This is a genomic window from Paenibacillus sp. MER TA 81-3, assembly GCF_023713585.1.
Classification (GTDB): Bacteria; Bacillota; Bacilli; order Paenibacillales; family Paenibacillaceae; genus Paenibacillus_B; species Paenibacillus_B profundus.
On record NZ_JAMAWB010000019.1, the window covers coordinates 77,689 to 93,685 of the forward strand.

The 15,997-nt window shown below is 50.3% G+C and carries 12 protein-coding genes; 4 read left to right on the forward strand and 8 right to left on the reverse strand.

What is annotated here, in order from left to right:
• Nucleotides 1-23 precede the first annotated feature (23 nt).
• The 4 genes from M3650_RS23395 to M3650_RS23410 all read right to left on the reverse strand — a co-directional run bounded on the left by M3650_RS23395 (nt 24) and on the right by M3650_RS23410 (nt 4,953).
• On the reverse strand, nt 24-677 hold the full coding sequence (locus tag M3650_RS23395; protein ID WP_251578274.1) for a serine/threonine protein kinase: 654 nt from the start codon (nt 675-677) through the stop codon (nt 24-26).
• Between the two features lie 306 nt (nt 678-983).
• Complete coding sequence (locus tag M3650_RS23400) at nt 984-1,244, reverse strand: transcriptional repressor (RefSeq protein ID WP_251578276.1); 261 nt, start codon at nt 1,242-1,244, stop codon at nt 984-986.
• A gap of 625 nt (nt 1,245-1,869) precedes the next feature.
• Nucleotides 1,870-3,804, reverse strand: coding sequence for a copper resistance protein CopC (locus M3650_RS23405; protein ID WP_251578279.1), 1,935 nt, complete (start codon nt 3,802-3,804; stop codon nt 1,870-1,872).
• A gap of 96 nt (nt 3,805-3,900) precedes the next feature.
• Nucleotides 3,901-4,953, reverse strand: coding sequence for a DUF4198 domain-containing protein (locus tag M3650_RS23410; RefSeq protein ID WP_251578281.1), 1,053 nt, complete (start codon nt 4,951-4,953; stop codon nt 3,901-3,903).
• Nucleotides 4,954-5,223: 270 nt separating this feature from the next.
• On the opposite strand from M3650_RS23410, the gene efeB reads away from it, so the two are divergent.
• Complete coding sequence (gene efeB / locus M3650_RS23415; protein ID WP_251578283.1) at nt 5,224-6,543, forward strand: iron uptake transporter deferrochelatase/peroxidase subunit; 1,320 nt, start codon at nt 5,224-5,226, stop codon at nt 6,541-6,543.
• 80 nt (nt 6,544-6,623) lie between these two features.
• Here the strand turns inward: efeB and M3650_RS23420 are convergent, their stop codons facing one another.
• Together M3650_RS23420 and M3650_RS23425 are read right to left on the reverse strand one after the other, a co-directional pair.
• The gene (locus M3650_RS23420; RefSeq protein ID WP_251578285.1) at nt 6,624-8,447 is read right to left on the reverse strand and encodes an ABC transporter ATP-binding protein; all 1,824 of its coding nucleotides are present in this window, start codon (nt 8,445-8,447) and stop codon (nt 6,624-6,626) included.
• Nucleotides 8,440-10,185, reverse strand: a complete 1,746-nt coding sequence (locus tag M3650_RS23425; protein WP_251578287.1) for an ABC transporter ATP-binding protein — start codon at nt 10,183-10,185, stop codon at nt 8,440-8,442. Before M3650_RS23425 ends, M3650_RS23420 begins: the two co-directional genes overlap by 8 nt.
• Before the next feature lie 1,257 nt (nt 10,186-11,442).
• Here M3650_RS23425 and M3650_RS23430 point away from each other — a divergent pair.
• Genes M3650_RS23430 through M3650_RS23440 form a run of 3 tightly spaced genes read left to right on the forward strand, consistent with a single transcriptional unit; the run spans nt 11,443 to nt 13,518 of the window.
• Nucleotides 11,443-12,066, forward strand: coding sequence for a YhbD family protein (locus M3650_RS23430; RefSeq protein ID WP_251578289.1), 624 nt, complete (start codon nt 11,443-11,445; stop codon nt 12,064-12,066).
• Between the two features lie 15 nt (nt 12,067-12,081).
• Entirely contained in the window at nt 12,082-12,756 is a 675-nt protein-coding gene (locus tag M3650_RS23435; RefSeq protein WP_019421646.1) for a polymer-forming cytoskeletal protein, read from the forward strand.
• A 30-nt stretch (nt 12,757-12,786) separates the two neighbouring features.
• On the forward strand, nt 12,787-13,518 hold the full coding sequence (locus tag M3650_RS23440; RefSeq protein ID WP_251578291.1) for a polymer-forming cytoskeletal protein: 732 nt from the start codon (nt 12,787-12,789) through the stop codon (nt 13,516-13,518).
• A 220-nt stretch (nt 13,519-13,738) separates the two neighbouring features.
• On the opposite strand, the gene M3650_RS23445 is transcribed toward M3650_RS23440, so the two are convergent.
• A complete protein-coding gene (locus M3650_RS23445) occupies nt 13,739-15,385 on the reverse strand; it encodes a methyl-accepting chemotaxis protein (RefSeq protein WP_251578293.1) in 1,647 nt (548 codons plus the stop codon).
• A 140-nt stretch (nt 15,386-15,525) separates the two neighbouring features.
• Entirely contained in the window at nt 15,526-15,885 is a 360-nt protein-coding gene (locus M3650_RS23450; RefSeq protein ID WP_233698297.1) for a protein kinase, read from the reverse strand.
• Nucleotides 15,886-15,997: the final 112 nt, after the last annotated feature.

Sequence of the window (15,997 nt, forward strand, 5' to 3'; positions counted from 1 at the left end):
TGTCATTTGAAAATGGATAAATCCTACTTCTTCCGGCTTCTGCGGTAGAAGCGATACCCTTTGCGGCACCACTCCAACAGCCTTGCAGGCAAGGGCAGCGTCCAACGCAATAATACCGGCTTGTACAGCCAATGATAAGCGCGTTTGAAATCCTCCCATATCCCGTCGCTCCCCCGCAGCAGAAAGTCGGACACATCCACGACATAGCCTTTGCCGTTATCATTCATGACGTTCTTCCCGTGAATGTCGCGCGGAGACATGCCTTTCTTCATCGCATAAGCGAGAGCTTCATCGACATCGCGTATAACGGAAGGCGGTATCGGGATTCCTGTCAGCAAGCAATCATATAACGTATAGCCTGGCATTCGCTTCATGATCAAATAAGCTTCACCCACATAATAGCATTCCGAAAAAGAAGGATGAGGGCCCAAGCGCCGATATACCTCCGCTTCATCCTGCAAACCCGGACGACTCTGTGCGTATACCTTCACAACTAGATTTGGAAAATCAGCATGCGCAAACACAACGGCATAATTCCCGTTCCCCATTACTGTCCAGCCATCTGGTACAGCTTTCACCTCGACAGGGTCGTTCTCGTTATGGCTGCGGATATCAAGCTCAAGAAGGAGCGTGAGCTCGACTTGCGCTTTAAATGCTTCAATCCTACTAGATTTCAAACGAATTTCCCCTTACTTGTCACAGAGCTTCTTTCCTTAATATACCACAACCGCTAAGCTATGAAATCTTCTTTGCTGCCTATGGTACCAAACAACCAGTTCCACCTTTCTTTGGAGGAACGTGCGCTGCTGGCCGTCATCTGCTGTGTCATTGGTTATGTAGTCATGCGCTTCATTGTACCTCCGAAGCACAGAAGACGTTATCTCCGAAAATAACCTGCGTCCGCTACACACAGAGAAGCCCTCTGCAGATGGATCTGCAAAGGGCTTATACTCATATCGTCATTCAGTTATATCGTGATCTGTTCAAGCTTCCCGGTAGATGCTGCCAGTGTATTCATATCGTTTGGATAGCCCGTCATCGTCCAATTCACGTACAATGTCGTTCTTGACGAAATATTTTAAGCTGCAATAGACGGTGGAGAGAGAAATGCGTGTCATATCCGACTTCAGAGCAATATAGATTTCCATTGCGGTCTTTGGGGACACGGCTTGATTGATGCAAGATAAAACCGCCTCTCTCTGCTGCGTCATATGCATTGGCTTACTTTCACGCTTTTTTTTCATAAACGTTATCATGTGCCGATTATTCAAGGGCCCCATTCCTTTCCTGTGGAAATGTTATTCACGAAATCAAAAATGCCATCGTTATCACACACCGCATGGCCGTTCCTTTCAAGAGTTCACCATCAGCGTATCATCCGCCAGCTCCAGCATATGAACCAGCATGACTGATCGGTTCAGCGATCAATCATCGAGAATGCTAATGAATCATTTAGCATCATACGGCCTACTGTTATCATCGGTATAAGTTGCAACAGTCATACCTTCAGCTCAACCGGCTCAAAATCAAAGCCCCGAAGCGCGCTAAGTAATGATAATAAGAATCACTCATATGATATTAATTTAACATAGTAATTGTATTTAATCAATAATGATTCTAATTTAATATTTACTTTCATTAAAATGACCAGTTAGAAAACCTCTATCTCGGCCTTTCGAAGATGGGCGACCGCGTTTAGAAATAGGCTTTATTGCCACAAGGAATGTATGGTTTCGCTTTAGCGATTCACAGAACTTAAACATCCTTAATTGTAAAAAATCCTCCCCCGAGCGCCGCTGACGTTAACATCATCGTCATTGCATTCGAAGGAGGAAATATAAGCTTGTATTGAATTCAATTGATCAATGATCACATGCCAGGTGGCGGACTAGTCGACAGCATACCTGCCACGATAAATACTGCAATTCCGACTGCGATTTCCACCTGCACACCAATCAGGAATTGACGCAGCAGGTGCGCCTCACCGCTATGCTTCGGGAACCGGGGCAGCCAGTAATAGCGGTGAAATGCCGCAATGATGAGGATGAGGAGAAAGAGTCCGCTTTTGACGAGCAAGATTTGCCCGTATGATGACGAAATGAAAGCAGACCATGTCCCTAACCGCATCGCGGCGAGTATGATTCCTGTCACTACCGTCAGCACGGTAAGCGGCAAGGCTGCCCGGGAGAAACGCCTCCACTGCCCGTTGATCTCATGAACATGTTCCGCGCCGAGCTGGTTGCGCCGCCAGCTTGCCGTTAGCATCCCCATACCTAGCAGCCCACCGAACCAGATCGATGCGGTAACAATATGGAGCGTATGAGAGACGACCGTCAGGAAAGACAATAGCCCTGAATCGGATGCCACCGCATGTCCCGTAAGCGGAAAGGTTAAGGCAATCCCGATCAGGAAGAGCAACTGCACCACTTTGTTGAGCACCGTTGCGCTGTTCTTGAACAGCATCATGAGGGCGAGCAATGCGGCAAGCAGCACTCGCGCGCCATCCGCCAAGCCAACCCGGGTTGACAAGGCAAGCGTTAACGCAGTTGATGCAGCAGATGTATCCGCCCTGCCGCTGCTTAGCTGCTGCGCAATGAGCAGCATATGTGCTGCATAAGTAGCTGCAAACAATATAACTGCGCTAATCGTTATCCCTTTGCATATACGCTTCATTGCGCGATGGAATGCAGGAAAGCGCTCGTTCACTCCGTCCGCTAACATCATGCGATAATACAATATGGCGAATAGCAACACTGTCACAACGATATTGATGATGCGAATCAACGCATTCCATCCATCAAGATTACCGTTGCCATGATTATGGTCTGCATGATCGGCTGCTGCCTCGCTTGCTGACGCAGCTGCTTCAGCTCCATAGTCATGATGATGGCTATGATCAACTTCTCCCTGGTCGGGATTTGCTTCGTTACCCGCTCCCGCTGGCGCTTTCTCTGCTTGAACCGGGGAAGCTGGCGCAGCGGCGCCGGATTGATCTTTCTCTCCTGCCCCTGCCTGAGGCGATGCATCCGGTACGGCTAGCGCAGCCTCTTTCTCCTTCCCGGACTGCGCTGCGCTATCCGGCTCACTCGTGTCGTCACGCTTCTCCTGACGCGGCGGATTGCTCACCTGCTCAGCTTTAAACTGCGATTCAGTTGAGGGGGGGTTCTCCTTCTGCCCAGTGGTACCGGCAGCCGTTTTGTCCACTTTCGAAGCGCCGCCAGACTGGGGGGACTCTGGCTGCGAATTGGGCTTCCCCTTACCGGAATCTTTGTTCACTGGCTGATTAGCGGAGCTGTCGGCGTGCTTCGTTCCGTTCGTGCTGCCATTCTTCTCGGGCTTGGCTGGGGTCGTCGTCTTGTTCTCTGTCGCGGACGCCGGCTCATCGTCATCCAACGATTTCGTTGCAGCTGGCCCTGACTGCTTCAGCTTCACGCCAACAGCAAATTCGAAGGAACCTTCCGTGACATGGGTGTCAACCGACAGCACTTGCCATTTCACTTTATAAATCCCGTTCGGCAAGGACGAAATCGACTTCACCAGCGTCTTCTCCCCGTCACTCTTGACCTCGCCCGCTATCTCTGCGCCATCCGTATTCCATAAGGTCATCGAGCTCAGATCCGCGTCGATGCCTTCCGTGTACGTAATCCGGATTTCTGTCGGCGAATCAGTCAATTCCGAATTCGAGAGCGGTGAGGATGATGCCATGTTGGCATGAGCGGAAGCAGGCTGCGGCAAGAGAACAAACGGAATAAGAAAGATCAAAAATAGAAGTGCAAGCTTCGCCGCTTTGTTCAGCATTGTCATTGTGTCATCCCCCTTTCACACCAAAGTTTATTCACACTTGGAATTCAAAAGCCGTTGGAACTCCAACGGCCTCTGCAGGATTGAATCATCGTTGTCTTACTTCGTATAGAGAAGGACGGCTGCCCGATTCGTTCCAACTGCCGGCAAAAATTCCAGCACCGTGTCCGTCTTCTCTGCTGCTTCACGCAAAGAAACGAGGCCTTTCCCTGTCACATCGCCGAGCGTTGATTTGACCCAAGCCGCATCTGCCTTCAACGTTCCGTCTGCAAATGAGAACGATTGATCAGACACAGCTTTGCCATTCACGAACACTTGCGGCTGTGCCGTAGCCGGTTGGCCAGGAAGCTGGATCGAACCGTTCTGCACGATGAAGGTCATCGTCGCTTCGTAGCTGACCGAATCGTACTGGCCTTCGACCTGCTCGTTCATTGATGGCTTGGCGCGCAGCAAATAATAGTCGGCAGGACCTGTCTTGAACGAGATGGTGCCTTTAGCGTCTGTCTTCAGCGTCTTCGCTTCCGAATTGCTGCGGCGAATGAGGGATACTTCCGTATCGGCAAGCGGCTTACCTTTCAGCATCAACTGTACGGATGCTGCCTGATTCGGACTGACCGCCGCCGGACTGAAGAGCGGAACCAGTTCCGCCCGATCCGGGCTCACTTGTCGTTCGAAGCCCGTCAGGAGCGATGCTCGCTTCAATACAGGGATATCCATCACGGCAACGAACGATTTCGCGCTGCGAAGCGTGCGGCTTGCCTTCCCGTCATGTTTGAAGATGCTGTCGCCTTCGACCGATACGATATAGGCTCCCGGCTTCGACGCCGAAAAAGAAGAGACGAAGTAATTGTTGACCGCTGGCTCTTCTTCAGTTGCCGCTTCACCCGTGTAAAATCTCGTGTCGGTAATATCCGTCTTCTTCCCAGCCGGATTCATGACGTACACTTTGGACGAGTCAGTGCTCCACTGTCCAGCGATGCGGTAGCTGCGATGCTCGTTGGAGTGATTGCCCAGCATCATTTCAACATAGGATACTTCACCTTCACCAATGATCGGACTGTTCGTCTGCGACCAACCGTCATGCGCAAACGCTGGAATGGCGATGGACAATGACAATAAGGTGCTTATCGCAATACTCGCTAACTTTTTCATATAATCCGCCCCTTTTCAAAACAAATGTGATTAATGTCATAGTAAATTGTAAAACAATACAGACGGATGCACATGACTCTATCTAGCTATAAAATGTCACAAAAAAATGAACAATCCGATTAGAGCATTCATTACTATTAGGGCCTAGTGCATTTATTTCAAAGCCTCGGCATCATTTGTTGGGAATTTGTAACACATTTCAATTGAATAGCAATGATTAATAAACTAACCTGAACATGGGAACGAGGCCGTTCAATGAGGAGGGTTAACATGAAGCTTGAGAACGAGAAAGCGCCGGAACCGCAACAAGAGCGCAATGAATCCGGCAAAAGTAAAATGAGCCGCAGAGAGCTGTTGAAATTAAGCGCCGCTGCGGGTACGGGAATGTTTGTAGGCATGGGCGGCATGGGGGCCTTTATGTCTTTTAGCGGTATCCTTAAAAGTTCAAGCTCAAGCCAAGAACCAAGCTCGGCAGCAAAGGATAATCAAACGAGTCAAACCGGCGTTGCCGGCTCCATTCCCTTCTACGGGACAAAACAAGCGGGGATTGCAACACCTCCGCAAAAATATATGTGTTTTGCCGCATTCGACATCGTCCATGCCGACAGGATGAAATTAGAACAATTATGTAAAACATGGACCGACTATAGTGCAAACATGACGGCTGGAAAATCGGTTGGAAAAGCTAATCTGGAAGGACTTGCACCGCCAGATGACACAGGGGAAACGCACGAACTTCCCCCAGCACAGCTTACGATTACGTTTGGTTTTGGCCCCACTTTGTTTCGCAAAGACGGCGTTGACCGCTTCGGATTGGCCGCAAAACAACCGGATGAGCTCGTTGACATTCCAGCTATGCCTGGCGACGCCTTGACAGAGCAGGAATCGGGCGGCGATGTGTGTATCCAAGCCTGCTCGGATGATCCGGTCGTAAGTTTTCATGCGATACGCAACTTAGCCAGAGTTGCCCAAGGTACTGCGAAGATTCGTTGGGTACAGGAAGGTTTCTTGAGTGCTCCTGATGGACAGACACCACGAAACCTGTTTGGATTTAAAGACGGTACGGCAAACAACGAGCTTGAAAATGATCAAGCCATGGAGCGGTATGTATGGGCCTCACCATCAAATAATCCATTATGGATGACTGGGGGCACCTATTTAGCCGTTCGGAAAATTCGCATGTTCATTGATGAATGGGACCAAACGGCACTGCAGAAGCAAGAAGCAACGTTCGGCCGTCAGAAAGAAAGCGGGGCCCCGTTCGGCAAAAAAAATGAAGCTGATGCCGTGTCCATGCGCCACATACCGACAGATTCACACGTGTGGCTTGCCCGCGGTACAGGAACCAAGATGTGGCGGCGCTCTTACTCTTACTCACGCGGCCTTGATGCAACCAGTGGCGATTTGGACGCCGGTCTTCTTTTTATCAGTTTTCAACAAAGCATCAAAAATCAGTTCATCCCCATGCTCTCCATTCTGGCGCAGCATGATGCCTTGAATAAATACACATCCCATCTCTCCAGTGCTGTGTTTGCCTGTCCGCCTGGCGCACAGGAAGGAAGCTTCATCGGGGAAGCGCTGTTTCGTTGAACTTCGCAAATAGGCAACCTTTATAAGAAAACCTCCGCCCGAAACATTATGTTCGGCGGAGGTTGCTATTGTGCTTCTTACTATCCCATATGCTGCGCCTGCAGCTTCACCGGACGCGAATGATAAACCAACTCCGCGTAGAATCCATCCTGTGCAATTAGCGATTCATGCGTGCCTTGCTCAACGACACACCCATGACGCATGACGATAATGCGATCCGCATGTTGAATCGTAGACAGTCTGTGCGCAATGACGAGTGTCGTTCTTCCTTCCGACACGACGCTCAGCGCTTGTTGGATCAATCGCTCCGTATGGGAATCGAGATGCGCAGTCGCCTCATCCAGGATAAGGATGCGAGGCTGGAACACGAGAATGCGGGCAAAGGAAATCAATTGCCGCTCCCCGGCGGATAACCCGCTTCCGCGCTCGGACAGCCGCGTGTCGTACCCGTGCTTCAATCGTGTAATCATGCCGTGCGCCCCAACCGCCTTGCAGGCCCATATCACTTCTTCCCGTGAGACATTATCCTTGAACAGCCGCACATTATCCAGTATCGTGCCTGAGTAGAGGTACGGATCCTGCTGAACAAGCCCGACGATGCGGTGCAATGTATCTTGGGGCAAACTACGAATATCAACGCCGTCGATCTCCACACTCCCCCGCTTCACATCATAGAAGCGCGCTAGCAAGTTGACGAGAGAACTCTTGCCTGCCCCCGTCGTGCCTACGATGCCGACGAATTCCCCCGGCGAAATGTGCAGATCCAAGTCATGCAGCACATCCCGATCATCGACGTAAGCGAAGCGGATGCGGTTGAAGTCTACTTGTCCCAGCACATCGGACGCATCGATCTCCTGTGCCTGCTCTGGCTCTGGATCGCGAACCTCCGGCTGTACGCGGAAGATGCGCCACAAACGGTCCATGGACACAATTGTCGATTGGAGCGTGTTCCATTGCTGGGTAATTTGGTTAATCGGCTGAAAAAATTGCCGGATATAGTTAATGAAGGCATACAGCACGCCGAACTCCAACGCGGTATCAAGCACAGCGAAGCCGCCTATCCAAACGATGAAAGCAACCGATACGTTGCCAAGAATATCGAATGAACGGTTGAACATGATGCTCGTGCGCACCTCGCGTAGATTTTCCCGCAAATATTTGCGGTTCTGTTCCGTAAATCGCTCGGTCTGCTCCTTCTCCTGATGGAACACTTGAATGAGGCTCATGCCCGACAAGTTCTCCGCCAGAAACGCAATCAGCCGTGACAGCTCAGCGCGCGTCCGCTGATAAGCGGATCGAAGCATAGAGCGGAAAGCAATCGCAATGGCGAATATAATCGGGAACAGGATAAGACAGTATAAAGCCAGCTTCGCGTCAAGCGAGAACATGAACGCCACGATCAGAATAAGCGACAATCCATCCCGCACGATGCTCAACAGCACTTGCGTGAAAAATTGGTTAATCGTCTCCGTATCGCTCGACACATTCGTAACGAGGCTGCCAATCGGGTTGCGGTCGAAGAACGACATCGACTGCTTCGAAATGTGCCGGAACAAATCCTTCCGCAGCTGCCCAACGATACTCTGCCCGACCCTTTGCAGCAGATTCGCCTGCACGTACGAAAATATCATGCTTATCGCCGCTAGCAGCAAATAACAACCGCCCAGCGTCAAAAGTGTCCTGACGCCGTGCTCCCCCGTCAGCACGTTATCGTCGATAGCAATCTTTACCAGATAAGGCTGCAGCAAATCCGCGCCGATGGCGAAGAATGTGCATACAAATACGGTAAGAAACGTGAACCGGTGCGGCTTCGCATAGGAAAGCATCGCCTTGAACGATTGCTTGCGGTCTTCGGGAGACACATCATAGGCATTACGCGCTTTACTACCTTTCGGTTCAGGCATCGAGCATCCCCTCCTCTTGAATGGCATAGAGCGAGGAATAATAGCCGCCCTGCTTGAGCAGCTCTGCATGCGTTCCGCGTTCCTTGACGGCCCCGTCCTCCAGCACGATAATCTCATCAGCATGACGAACCGCGCTGATGCGATGGGCGATAATAATATTGGTCTTGCCTTGGCGCGCTTCGCGCAAGTTGTGCAGTATATTCGTCTCCGTGACGACATCGACTGCGCTGACGCTGTCGTCCAGGATGAGAATCGGCGCATGCTTGATGAGTCCGCGGGCCAGACTGGTCCGCTGGCGCTGACCGCCCGACAAGGTCAGTCCCCGTTCGCCCAGCTTCGTATGGAACTGATCCGGAAGATCCGCAATATTGTCATACACATCTGCCAGCCTAGACGCTTCCTCAATGGGCTCATCATCAACACCGCGGTCATGGAACGCGATGTTGTCCCGTATTGTCGTGCTGAACAAAAAGCCGTCCTGCGGCACATACGCCACCTGCGTGCGCAAGCTTTCCAGCGTCAGCTCGCAGATGTCCTGCCCGCCGATGAATATCGTTCCCTGCGGCGGATCGTACACTCTGAGCAACAGCTTGACTAATGTCGTCTTGCCGCTCCCTGTCTTGCCGACAATGCCGAGCGTCTTGCCTGCCTGCACCTGGATATTTAAGTCCTTGAGCGATGTGGTATCGGTATCCGGATACGCGAACGACAGCTGCCTAATATCAATTCCCGTCTTGTCTGGATCGAGCGGGACGGCGTGTTCCGACTCGCGGATGTCCGGCTCTTCCCCAAGCAGCCGGTTCAGTCGATCAAGCGACGCCCGGGAGCGCAGCATGACGTTAATGACGTTGCCAATCTGCTGCAGCGGTGTAATAATCATGCGCAAATAGAGCGTCAGTGTAACGAAATTACCGAGAGAAAGCTGTCCGCGAATGGACAGAATGCCTCCGTACGTTATCGCGATAACTAACGAAAGCGCACCGGCGAAAGGAATAAGCGCCTGGAACAGCGATGTCATGCGGACGAGGCTTAGTTGATTGTCACGGATGCGATCCACCGTTTCCCCGAACCGTTCCCGCGCGATATCCTCAACTGCAAACGTCTTCGTTACCTTAATGCCGCCGAATTGCTCCTCCGCCGATTCCGTCATCGATGCCAAGGAATCCTGCACTGCCCGCGATCGCATCCGAATACGCGGACCGAAGTAGACGACAAAGAGCGGGATGGAGAGCAGAGGCAGTACACAGACGAACACAAGATAGAGTGGAATGTGGCTTACGCTCATCATGACGATAACCGAGATTAATAGAATCGACGCGTTCGTCATCTGATTAAGACCATTAGCTATCGTTTCTCTTACAGAGGTCACATCGTTCATGAAGTAACTAAGCAGCTTGCCGACCCCGTTGTTGGAAAAATAATGCTCGCTGAGTCGCGTAAATTGCTGGAACAACCTCTGCCGGGTATTGAATTCAAACAAGCGGCCAAGCCGGTGATTCAGTAATTGACCCATGCCGAACAATGTGCCGTACCCGACTCCGATAGCGAGCAGCCATAAGCTGTAGTGGACGACGGACGACCTCGTCAATCCATTCTGCTGCAGCTCATCTGTAAATTGTCCGAGCAAGCTTGGAAAATAAGCGTAAATGACGTTGGCTGCCGCCATAAACAATACCGCTGTCACATAAAGGGGCAAATGAGACCGAACATGACCGAATAACAACGTCTTTTCTTTCATGTATTCACTTCCCGTACCTGTTATCGAGTCCGGTGCCAAAGGGATCTGGAGACAGAAGCAGAAGCTAGCAACCGCTGCCGCTAACTTCAAAAGACGATCATTTCCATGTTCCCGTTCGGCTAAGTCGCCTCCTTTCGGGACCATTATGTTATCAGATAGATATGATAGATCAATTATAGCTCGGCTTCAATCCATTTGTTAACATTTTGTCAACAATTTCAAAAGAAAACCTCTATCGAGGCATGGACGCTTCATAATTACACGAAATGTTCCATTCGTGCAGGGGGACGTTCAGACTGATGGGGATTCGCTTCATCCGCTCCCTTGCTTCATCCTCCCCTTCCATCAGAAGGCAGCATGGCCATTGACGACTCTGGCCCTCTGCCATCGGGAGGCGGCACGACCTAGAACTACTATAATTCACTCCCATCGGGAGGCGGCACGACCTAGGACGACTATAGTTCACTGCCATCAGGAGGCGGCACGACCTAGGACGACTATAGTTCACTGCCATCAGGAGGCGGCACGACCTAGGACGACTATAGTTCACTGCCATCGGGGGGCGGCACGACCTAGGACGACTATAGTTCACTGCCATCAGGAGGCGGCACGACCTAGGACGACTATAGTTCACTGCCATCAGGAGGCGGCACGACCTAGGACGACTATAGTTCACTGCCATCAGGAGGCGGCACGACCTAGGACGACTTTGGGTAATGCCACCATGCTCGGACGCTTCCTATCTATATCAAATGGCATGTATGGCATGTACTTTTTCCTCAACGCAACCCATCCTGACTGTTTGGGAGAATGGAGCTAAGGGCCATTCCACGCAGGACCGACAGCCTCTTCCCCTCTGAAAGCGAAGGGGGCACTGCCATTCTGAATAAAGGGGAGAGTAAAGCAAAGGATGGAACAGGAATACCTGCTTCGGAAAGGCTAACGTAACGGTTCCAAGACGGAAGACGTCTTTTTCCCGACTAATTTCAGCATGGGTTATCGGAGTTTTCGAGCGGCACTTGCCGTCCTGCTCCACACTTCCTTGTTGGATTGCAGAAGGACTCGGATTAGACGTGCCAAAAGGCTAACCCCGCGAGGTTAGCCTTTTTTAGGTCGTGCCTACGACCACCGCTCCAGCACGGTAAGTATCATCTGTCGCCTGCTTTATTTCAATGATTGCAAAGTAAACGAAACACTGTTACGATAATTACGTAACAATGTTACACTACAGGGCGATCAAGGAGGCTTCCGCATGTTATGGATGAACAACTTATTTCAAAAAAAGAATTGCTCGAGTTGACCGGCATCTCCTACGGCCAGTTGTATCGGTGGAAGCGCAAAGATTTGATTCCTGAAGAGTGGTTTATTCGCAAGTCGACGTTTACCGGTCAGGAGACCTTTTTTCCGAAGGCTAAAATTTTGGCTCGTATCGATAAAATCATCGACATGAAGGACAATTTGTCCCTTAACGAGCTTGCCGACATGTTCTCGCCCAACTTGGCGGAGATGGCACTCCACAAATCAGACATTATAAATCGTGGCATCGTGTCGACGATGGCACTGCAATATTTCACGGATCAGACGGGCGATGCAGATGCTTTTACATTTGAGAGATTGATTCATATGTATGTACTGGATCGGATGCTCCACACCGGAGAAATGAGCCTTGAGGAAGGCAAGGGCCTTTTACAGGTGCTTCGCGATCACTACCAGCGATTCGAAGGGAGAAGCTGCGAGCTGATGCTCGTGCGGAAGATGGGCGTCTCGATTTTCCTGCTCTCCGCCAGCCCAGGCGAAGTGTATTTTGATAATGGAACTAAGCTTGTATCACATATCTCGCTCGCAAGCTGTCTAGAAGAATTGAAGGCCAAACTCACTTGATTGGGGGAAACTCTCATGAGTCAACATTTGAGAGACATTATTATATCTGGAATGGGCAGTTCATCTGGCGGATCGTTCCAGCGCGTTCGCATAGATGGAGTAGGGGAAATAAACGGGGATATTGTTTGCGCCTCGTTCGTGAGCAATGGCAAAGGCAAAATAGCAGGGAGTATTCAGACTGATAAGTTCGAAGTCCGCGGCATGTGCACGGTAAAAGGCAACATGCAGGCTGTTCATAGCCGTATTGATGGCACGGCCAGTATCGACGGACGCCTAATTGGGGAAACGATAGAGATAAACGGAACCGCATCGGTTGCATTCGATTGTGAAGCGGAACAATTCAAATCCCACGGCAGCTTCAACATCGGCGGATTGCTCAATGCTGGCGCCATCGATATTAAGCTGCTTCACAGTTGCCACGTACGGGAAATCGGCGGTGAGAATATATCCGTTAAACAAGGCAAACCGTTGTCCGTATTTAATAAGCTGTTCTCTTCTCTATTCAGCAGTCCACATCTGGAAACAGATACGATCGAGGGCGACAAGGTTGTTCTGGAATATACTAAAGCTCGCGTCGTACGCGGCACGCAAGTGATCATCGGTCCGGGCTGCGAGATTGACCTGGTGGAATATAAGCAGTCCGTGCAGCTGCATGAAAATGCGCAAGTAAACAGCCATATTAAGCTATAATCCGCATATGGTTAATCGGGAGGTTCGCTAATGGAACAGCGGCAGCATTTAAAAATAATGGGATCATCAAGCTCTGGAGGAGGCATATACGACAAAGTCAGCATTTTGGGCGACGGAGAGGTGAACGGGAATATCGAATGCCGCTTGTTCACATGTGCGGGAACGGTAAGGGTGTATGGCCACGTGAAGTCCGAGGAGATGAAGATTCGCGGCACTTCACAGATGGAAGGAAGCCTGCTTACGCATAAGCTCATCGTTCAGGGACAAGGCGACTTTACCGGTGGTGTGAAGGTGCAGGAGGCGAGCATCAGCGGCATGGTGAATATCGGCAGCAGCCTGCAAGGCGAACGATTGAAATTGAGGGGCTCGATCGAGGTGAAAGGCGATTGCGAAGTCGAGACCCTTTCCGCAGCCGGTTCCTTTGCAGTGCGCGGTCTGCTCAATGTGGGCAGCATGGATTTACGCATCAACTGGAACTGCCACGCAAAGGAAATTGGCGGCGAAATCATCAAGGTCCGCAAGGGAAGCGGACTCACCAATATGCTCAAATTTATTCCGGGCATCTTCCAAGTCATGCCTGATGCGCGGCTGACCGCCGATGTCATTGAAGGAGACCATATCGAGCTTGAGCATACGACCGCAGCCATCGTGCGTGGCAATCACGTCAAGCTTGGCCCCGGCTGCAAGATCGGGCGCGTCGAGTATCGTCATCACTTCTATCAAGATCAGGATAGCGTCGTCAACTCGGTCATCCAAATGTAACAAGAAAGTTGCGCGGTTCGGCCAATTCGACGTGAGTTCCTCCGTTCGCTCGGCATGACGAGTGGAATTACGGTTTCGGCACTATCCAGTGCTCATTCTGCAAGCCGTAGCGACTTGCAGAAACAATCCGCGGGATGAACTGCAAGTTAAGCAGAGAACCGATACCCATCATGAGTATCGGTTCTCTGCTTTCTCTAAAAAATGATTGGTTCAACAACCATTAAAACTTGAACTTGCCAAGGGCCTCCTGCAGGCCATGTGACATCCGTTTGAATTCTTCCGCTGAGCTAGCCAACTCTTCCATCACCGCATTTTGTTCTTCCGTTGCAGCAGCGATGGATTGGACGCTAGCCGCTGATTCTTCGGAAATCTGGGCGACGCCCTGCACTTGCTCGAGCATCTCTTGCGAACTGGTATTCACTTCTTGGACAATAGCCTCCACCATGCTGGCCAGATTGGATATTTCCTGCATCATGGTGACCATCGCATGGAATACGTCGCCCGTCTCATTCACGCTGCCAATCCCCGATTTGACGAACTGATTCCCTTTGTCCATCACTTCGACCGCTTTTACCGTTTCGGATTGAACTTCCGATATAATTTCATGAATTTCCATTGCAGCCTTGTTCGATTGATCCGCCAAAACACGCACCTCGTTGGCTACAACGGCAAACCCTCTGCCATGCTCCCCCGCTCGCGCCGCTTCGATCGCAGCATTGAGAGCAAGTAAATTCGTCTGTCCTGCAATGTCGGTAATAATTTTTATAATTTCACCGATTTTACCCGATTTCTGCTCCAAATTGTGCATAATCTTCGAGCTGGATTCAACATTTTCAGATAGCTGATTCATTTGGCCAACCGTCTGGTTTACGATGTCATTTCCAAGCACGACCTTGTCATTGGCTTTCGCAAATTCATTGGTTATCGTCTTGACTACTTGATCAACCTCTCCAATCGCCATCGTAACGTCCTCAATCATTTGGCTGACCTCAGCCAGCTTCTTGGAACCCTCATCGACACCCATCGAAATATCTTGCAGCGATATCGTAATCTGTTCAGACGATTTACTCGTTTCTTGGGAGCTTATCGCGAACTCATTCGACGTTAGCGTAATCTTCTCACTCGTATCTACGACATGATCCACTAAGCTCTTCAGATTAGTCCTCATGTCCGAGAAGCTGCGTGCAACGGCTCCCCAAATATCTTTACGAGACGTATCTAAAGCAACATGATCTGTAAAGTCACCTTCGCCAATATGTTCAATGGTGTAGGACACACTCTGAATCGGAGTGACGAACAATCTCCTCACAAGCAGCCAAGTTACCCCTGCGATGACTACCAAAGCCCCGACCGAGACGCCATACATGATCCAATTATAACTATCAAGTCCGTTATCAAAGTCATCGAAATCGCTCACGGAAATGACGATGTACTCGCCTGCTTTGGCAGCAAAAGCGTAGCCCCCTAGCCCAGTTTCAAGGTGCATTTCATGCTGTTCTCCCGAATAGAGCGGACTTAAATCGTCTTCCTCTTTTGACAGCCCCATGCCTGCCCGTGCGACGACTTTTCCGTCTTTTACGAGCAAAGCATAGCTGTGATCTTTGAAAGCTACCGTATTCAACACGGCCTTCGGATTTTCACCGTTGTGCTCCACTACGAGCTTTCCGATTTGCCGCACCACCGTCTGCGTATCTTCCACCATGAGATCGTTGATGATGTTCTTCATATAACTTATATTTACCCAGCAAGTCGCCTGAATGACAAGCAGGGTCAACAGGCAGATTGGCAATAAGATGCGTGCTAGAAGCGATTGAAAGCAGCGACTCCATAATGTTCGAATTCGTTCGTTGATTGACTGAGGTTTCATTGCGATCTCACCTTCTTTGTAATAGAGTGCCATATCGGCACGTAACGATGTTCAGTTGATAAAAAAGACTCCCCGTCCGAAAACGGGCAAGTCTTTTTTGCCAATATGCTTTCTATGAAACGTGAATCAATGATTGCTTCCTAGAGGGTATCCAAATAGCGATCCGCTTCCTCAATGCTTTGCGACACGCCGTACGCGCCCCCAAGATCTTTAACTAACCGGGACAATTGAAGCTTCGTCAACGCGGAGCTTACGATCATCGCGGAACCTTTAATATTTTTGCGTGCCATATATTCACGCAAGCCTATCAAATAATCGTTTACTTCCGCAGGTGCCGGCTGCGCATTCGCCATGTCGATGCAGAACGTGTACCCTTCCTTAGCTTTATCCACTTGGTCACGAACGGCTTTATCGTAATCTTTTGCCTCGTCCATCGCCATCATACCTTCAAGCTTAACGTATACACGGTTTTTTGCTGCGTTATAATTTGCTTCAAACATCGTATCGTTCCTCCTCTAATGTAGTGGTTCCATAACCACGTCTATTGCTCAAATTCGTTAGTGCTCTTTCATACTGCTATCGGTTGTCTCTATTCTCGATGCCATCCCTCCC

What these genes read in the sequence shown, in the direction of transcription:
- M3650_RS23450 (WP_233698297.1), bottom strand. Translation starts at nt 15,885, where the DNA reads ATGTTTGAAGCAAATTATAACGCAGCAAAAAACCGTGTATACGTTAAG.
- M3650_RS23410 (WP_251578281.1), bottom strand. Translation starts at nt 4,953, where the DNA reads ATGAAAAAGTTAGCGAGTATTGCGATAAGCACCTTATTGTCATTGTCC.
- M3650_RS23440 (WP_251578291.1), top strand. Translation starts at nt 12,787, where the DNA reads ATGGAACAGCGGCAGCATTTAAAAATAATGGGATCATCAAGCTCTGGA.
- M3650_RS23400 (WP_251578276.1), bottom strand. Translation starts at nt 1,244, where the DNA reads ATGAAAAAAAAGCGTGAAAGTAAGCCAATGCATATGACGCAGCAGAGA.
- M3650_RS23435 (WP_019421646.1), top strand. Translation starts at nt 12,082, where the DNA reads ATGAGTCAACATTTGAGAGACATTATTATATCTGGAATGGGCAGTTCA.
- M3650_RS23430 (WP_251578289.1), top strand. Translation starts at nt 11,443, where the DNA reads ATGGATGAACAACTTATTTCAAAAAAAGAATTGCTCGAGTTGACCGGC.
- M3650_RS23425 (WP_251578287.1), bottom strand. Translation starts at nt 10,185, where the DNA reads ATGAAAGAAAAGACGTTGTTATTCGGTCATGTTCGGTCTCATTTGCCC.
- M3650_RS23445 (WP_251578293.1), bottom strand. Translation starts at nt 15,385, where the DNA reads ATGAAACCTCAGTCAATCAACGAACGAATTCGAACATTATGGAGTCGC.
- M3650_RS23405 (WP_251578279.1), bottom strand. Translation starts at nt 3,804, where the DNA reads ATGACAATGCTGAACAAAGCGGCGAAGCTTGCACTTCTATTTTTGATC.
- M3650_RS23420 (WP_251578285.1), bottom strand. Translation starts at nt 8,447, where the DNA reads ATGCCTGAACCGAAAGGTAGTAAAGCGCGTAATGCCTATGATGTGTCT.
- efeB (WP_251578283.1), top strand. Translation starts at nt 5,224, where the DNA reads ATGAAGCTTGAGAACGAGAAAGCGCCGGAACCGCAACAAGAGCGCAAT.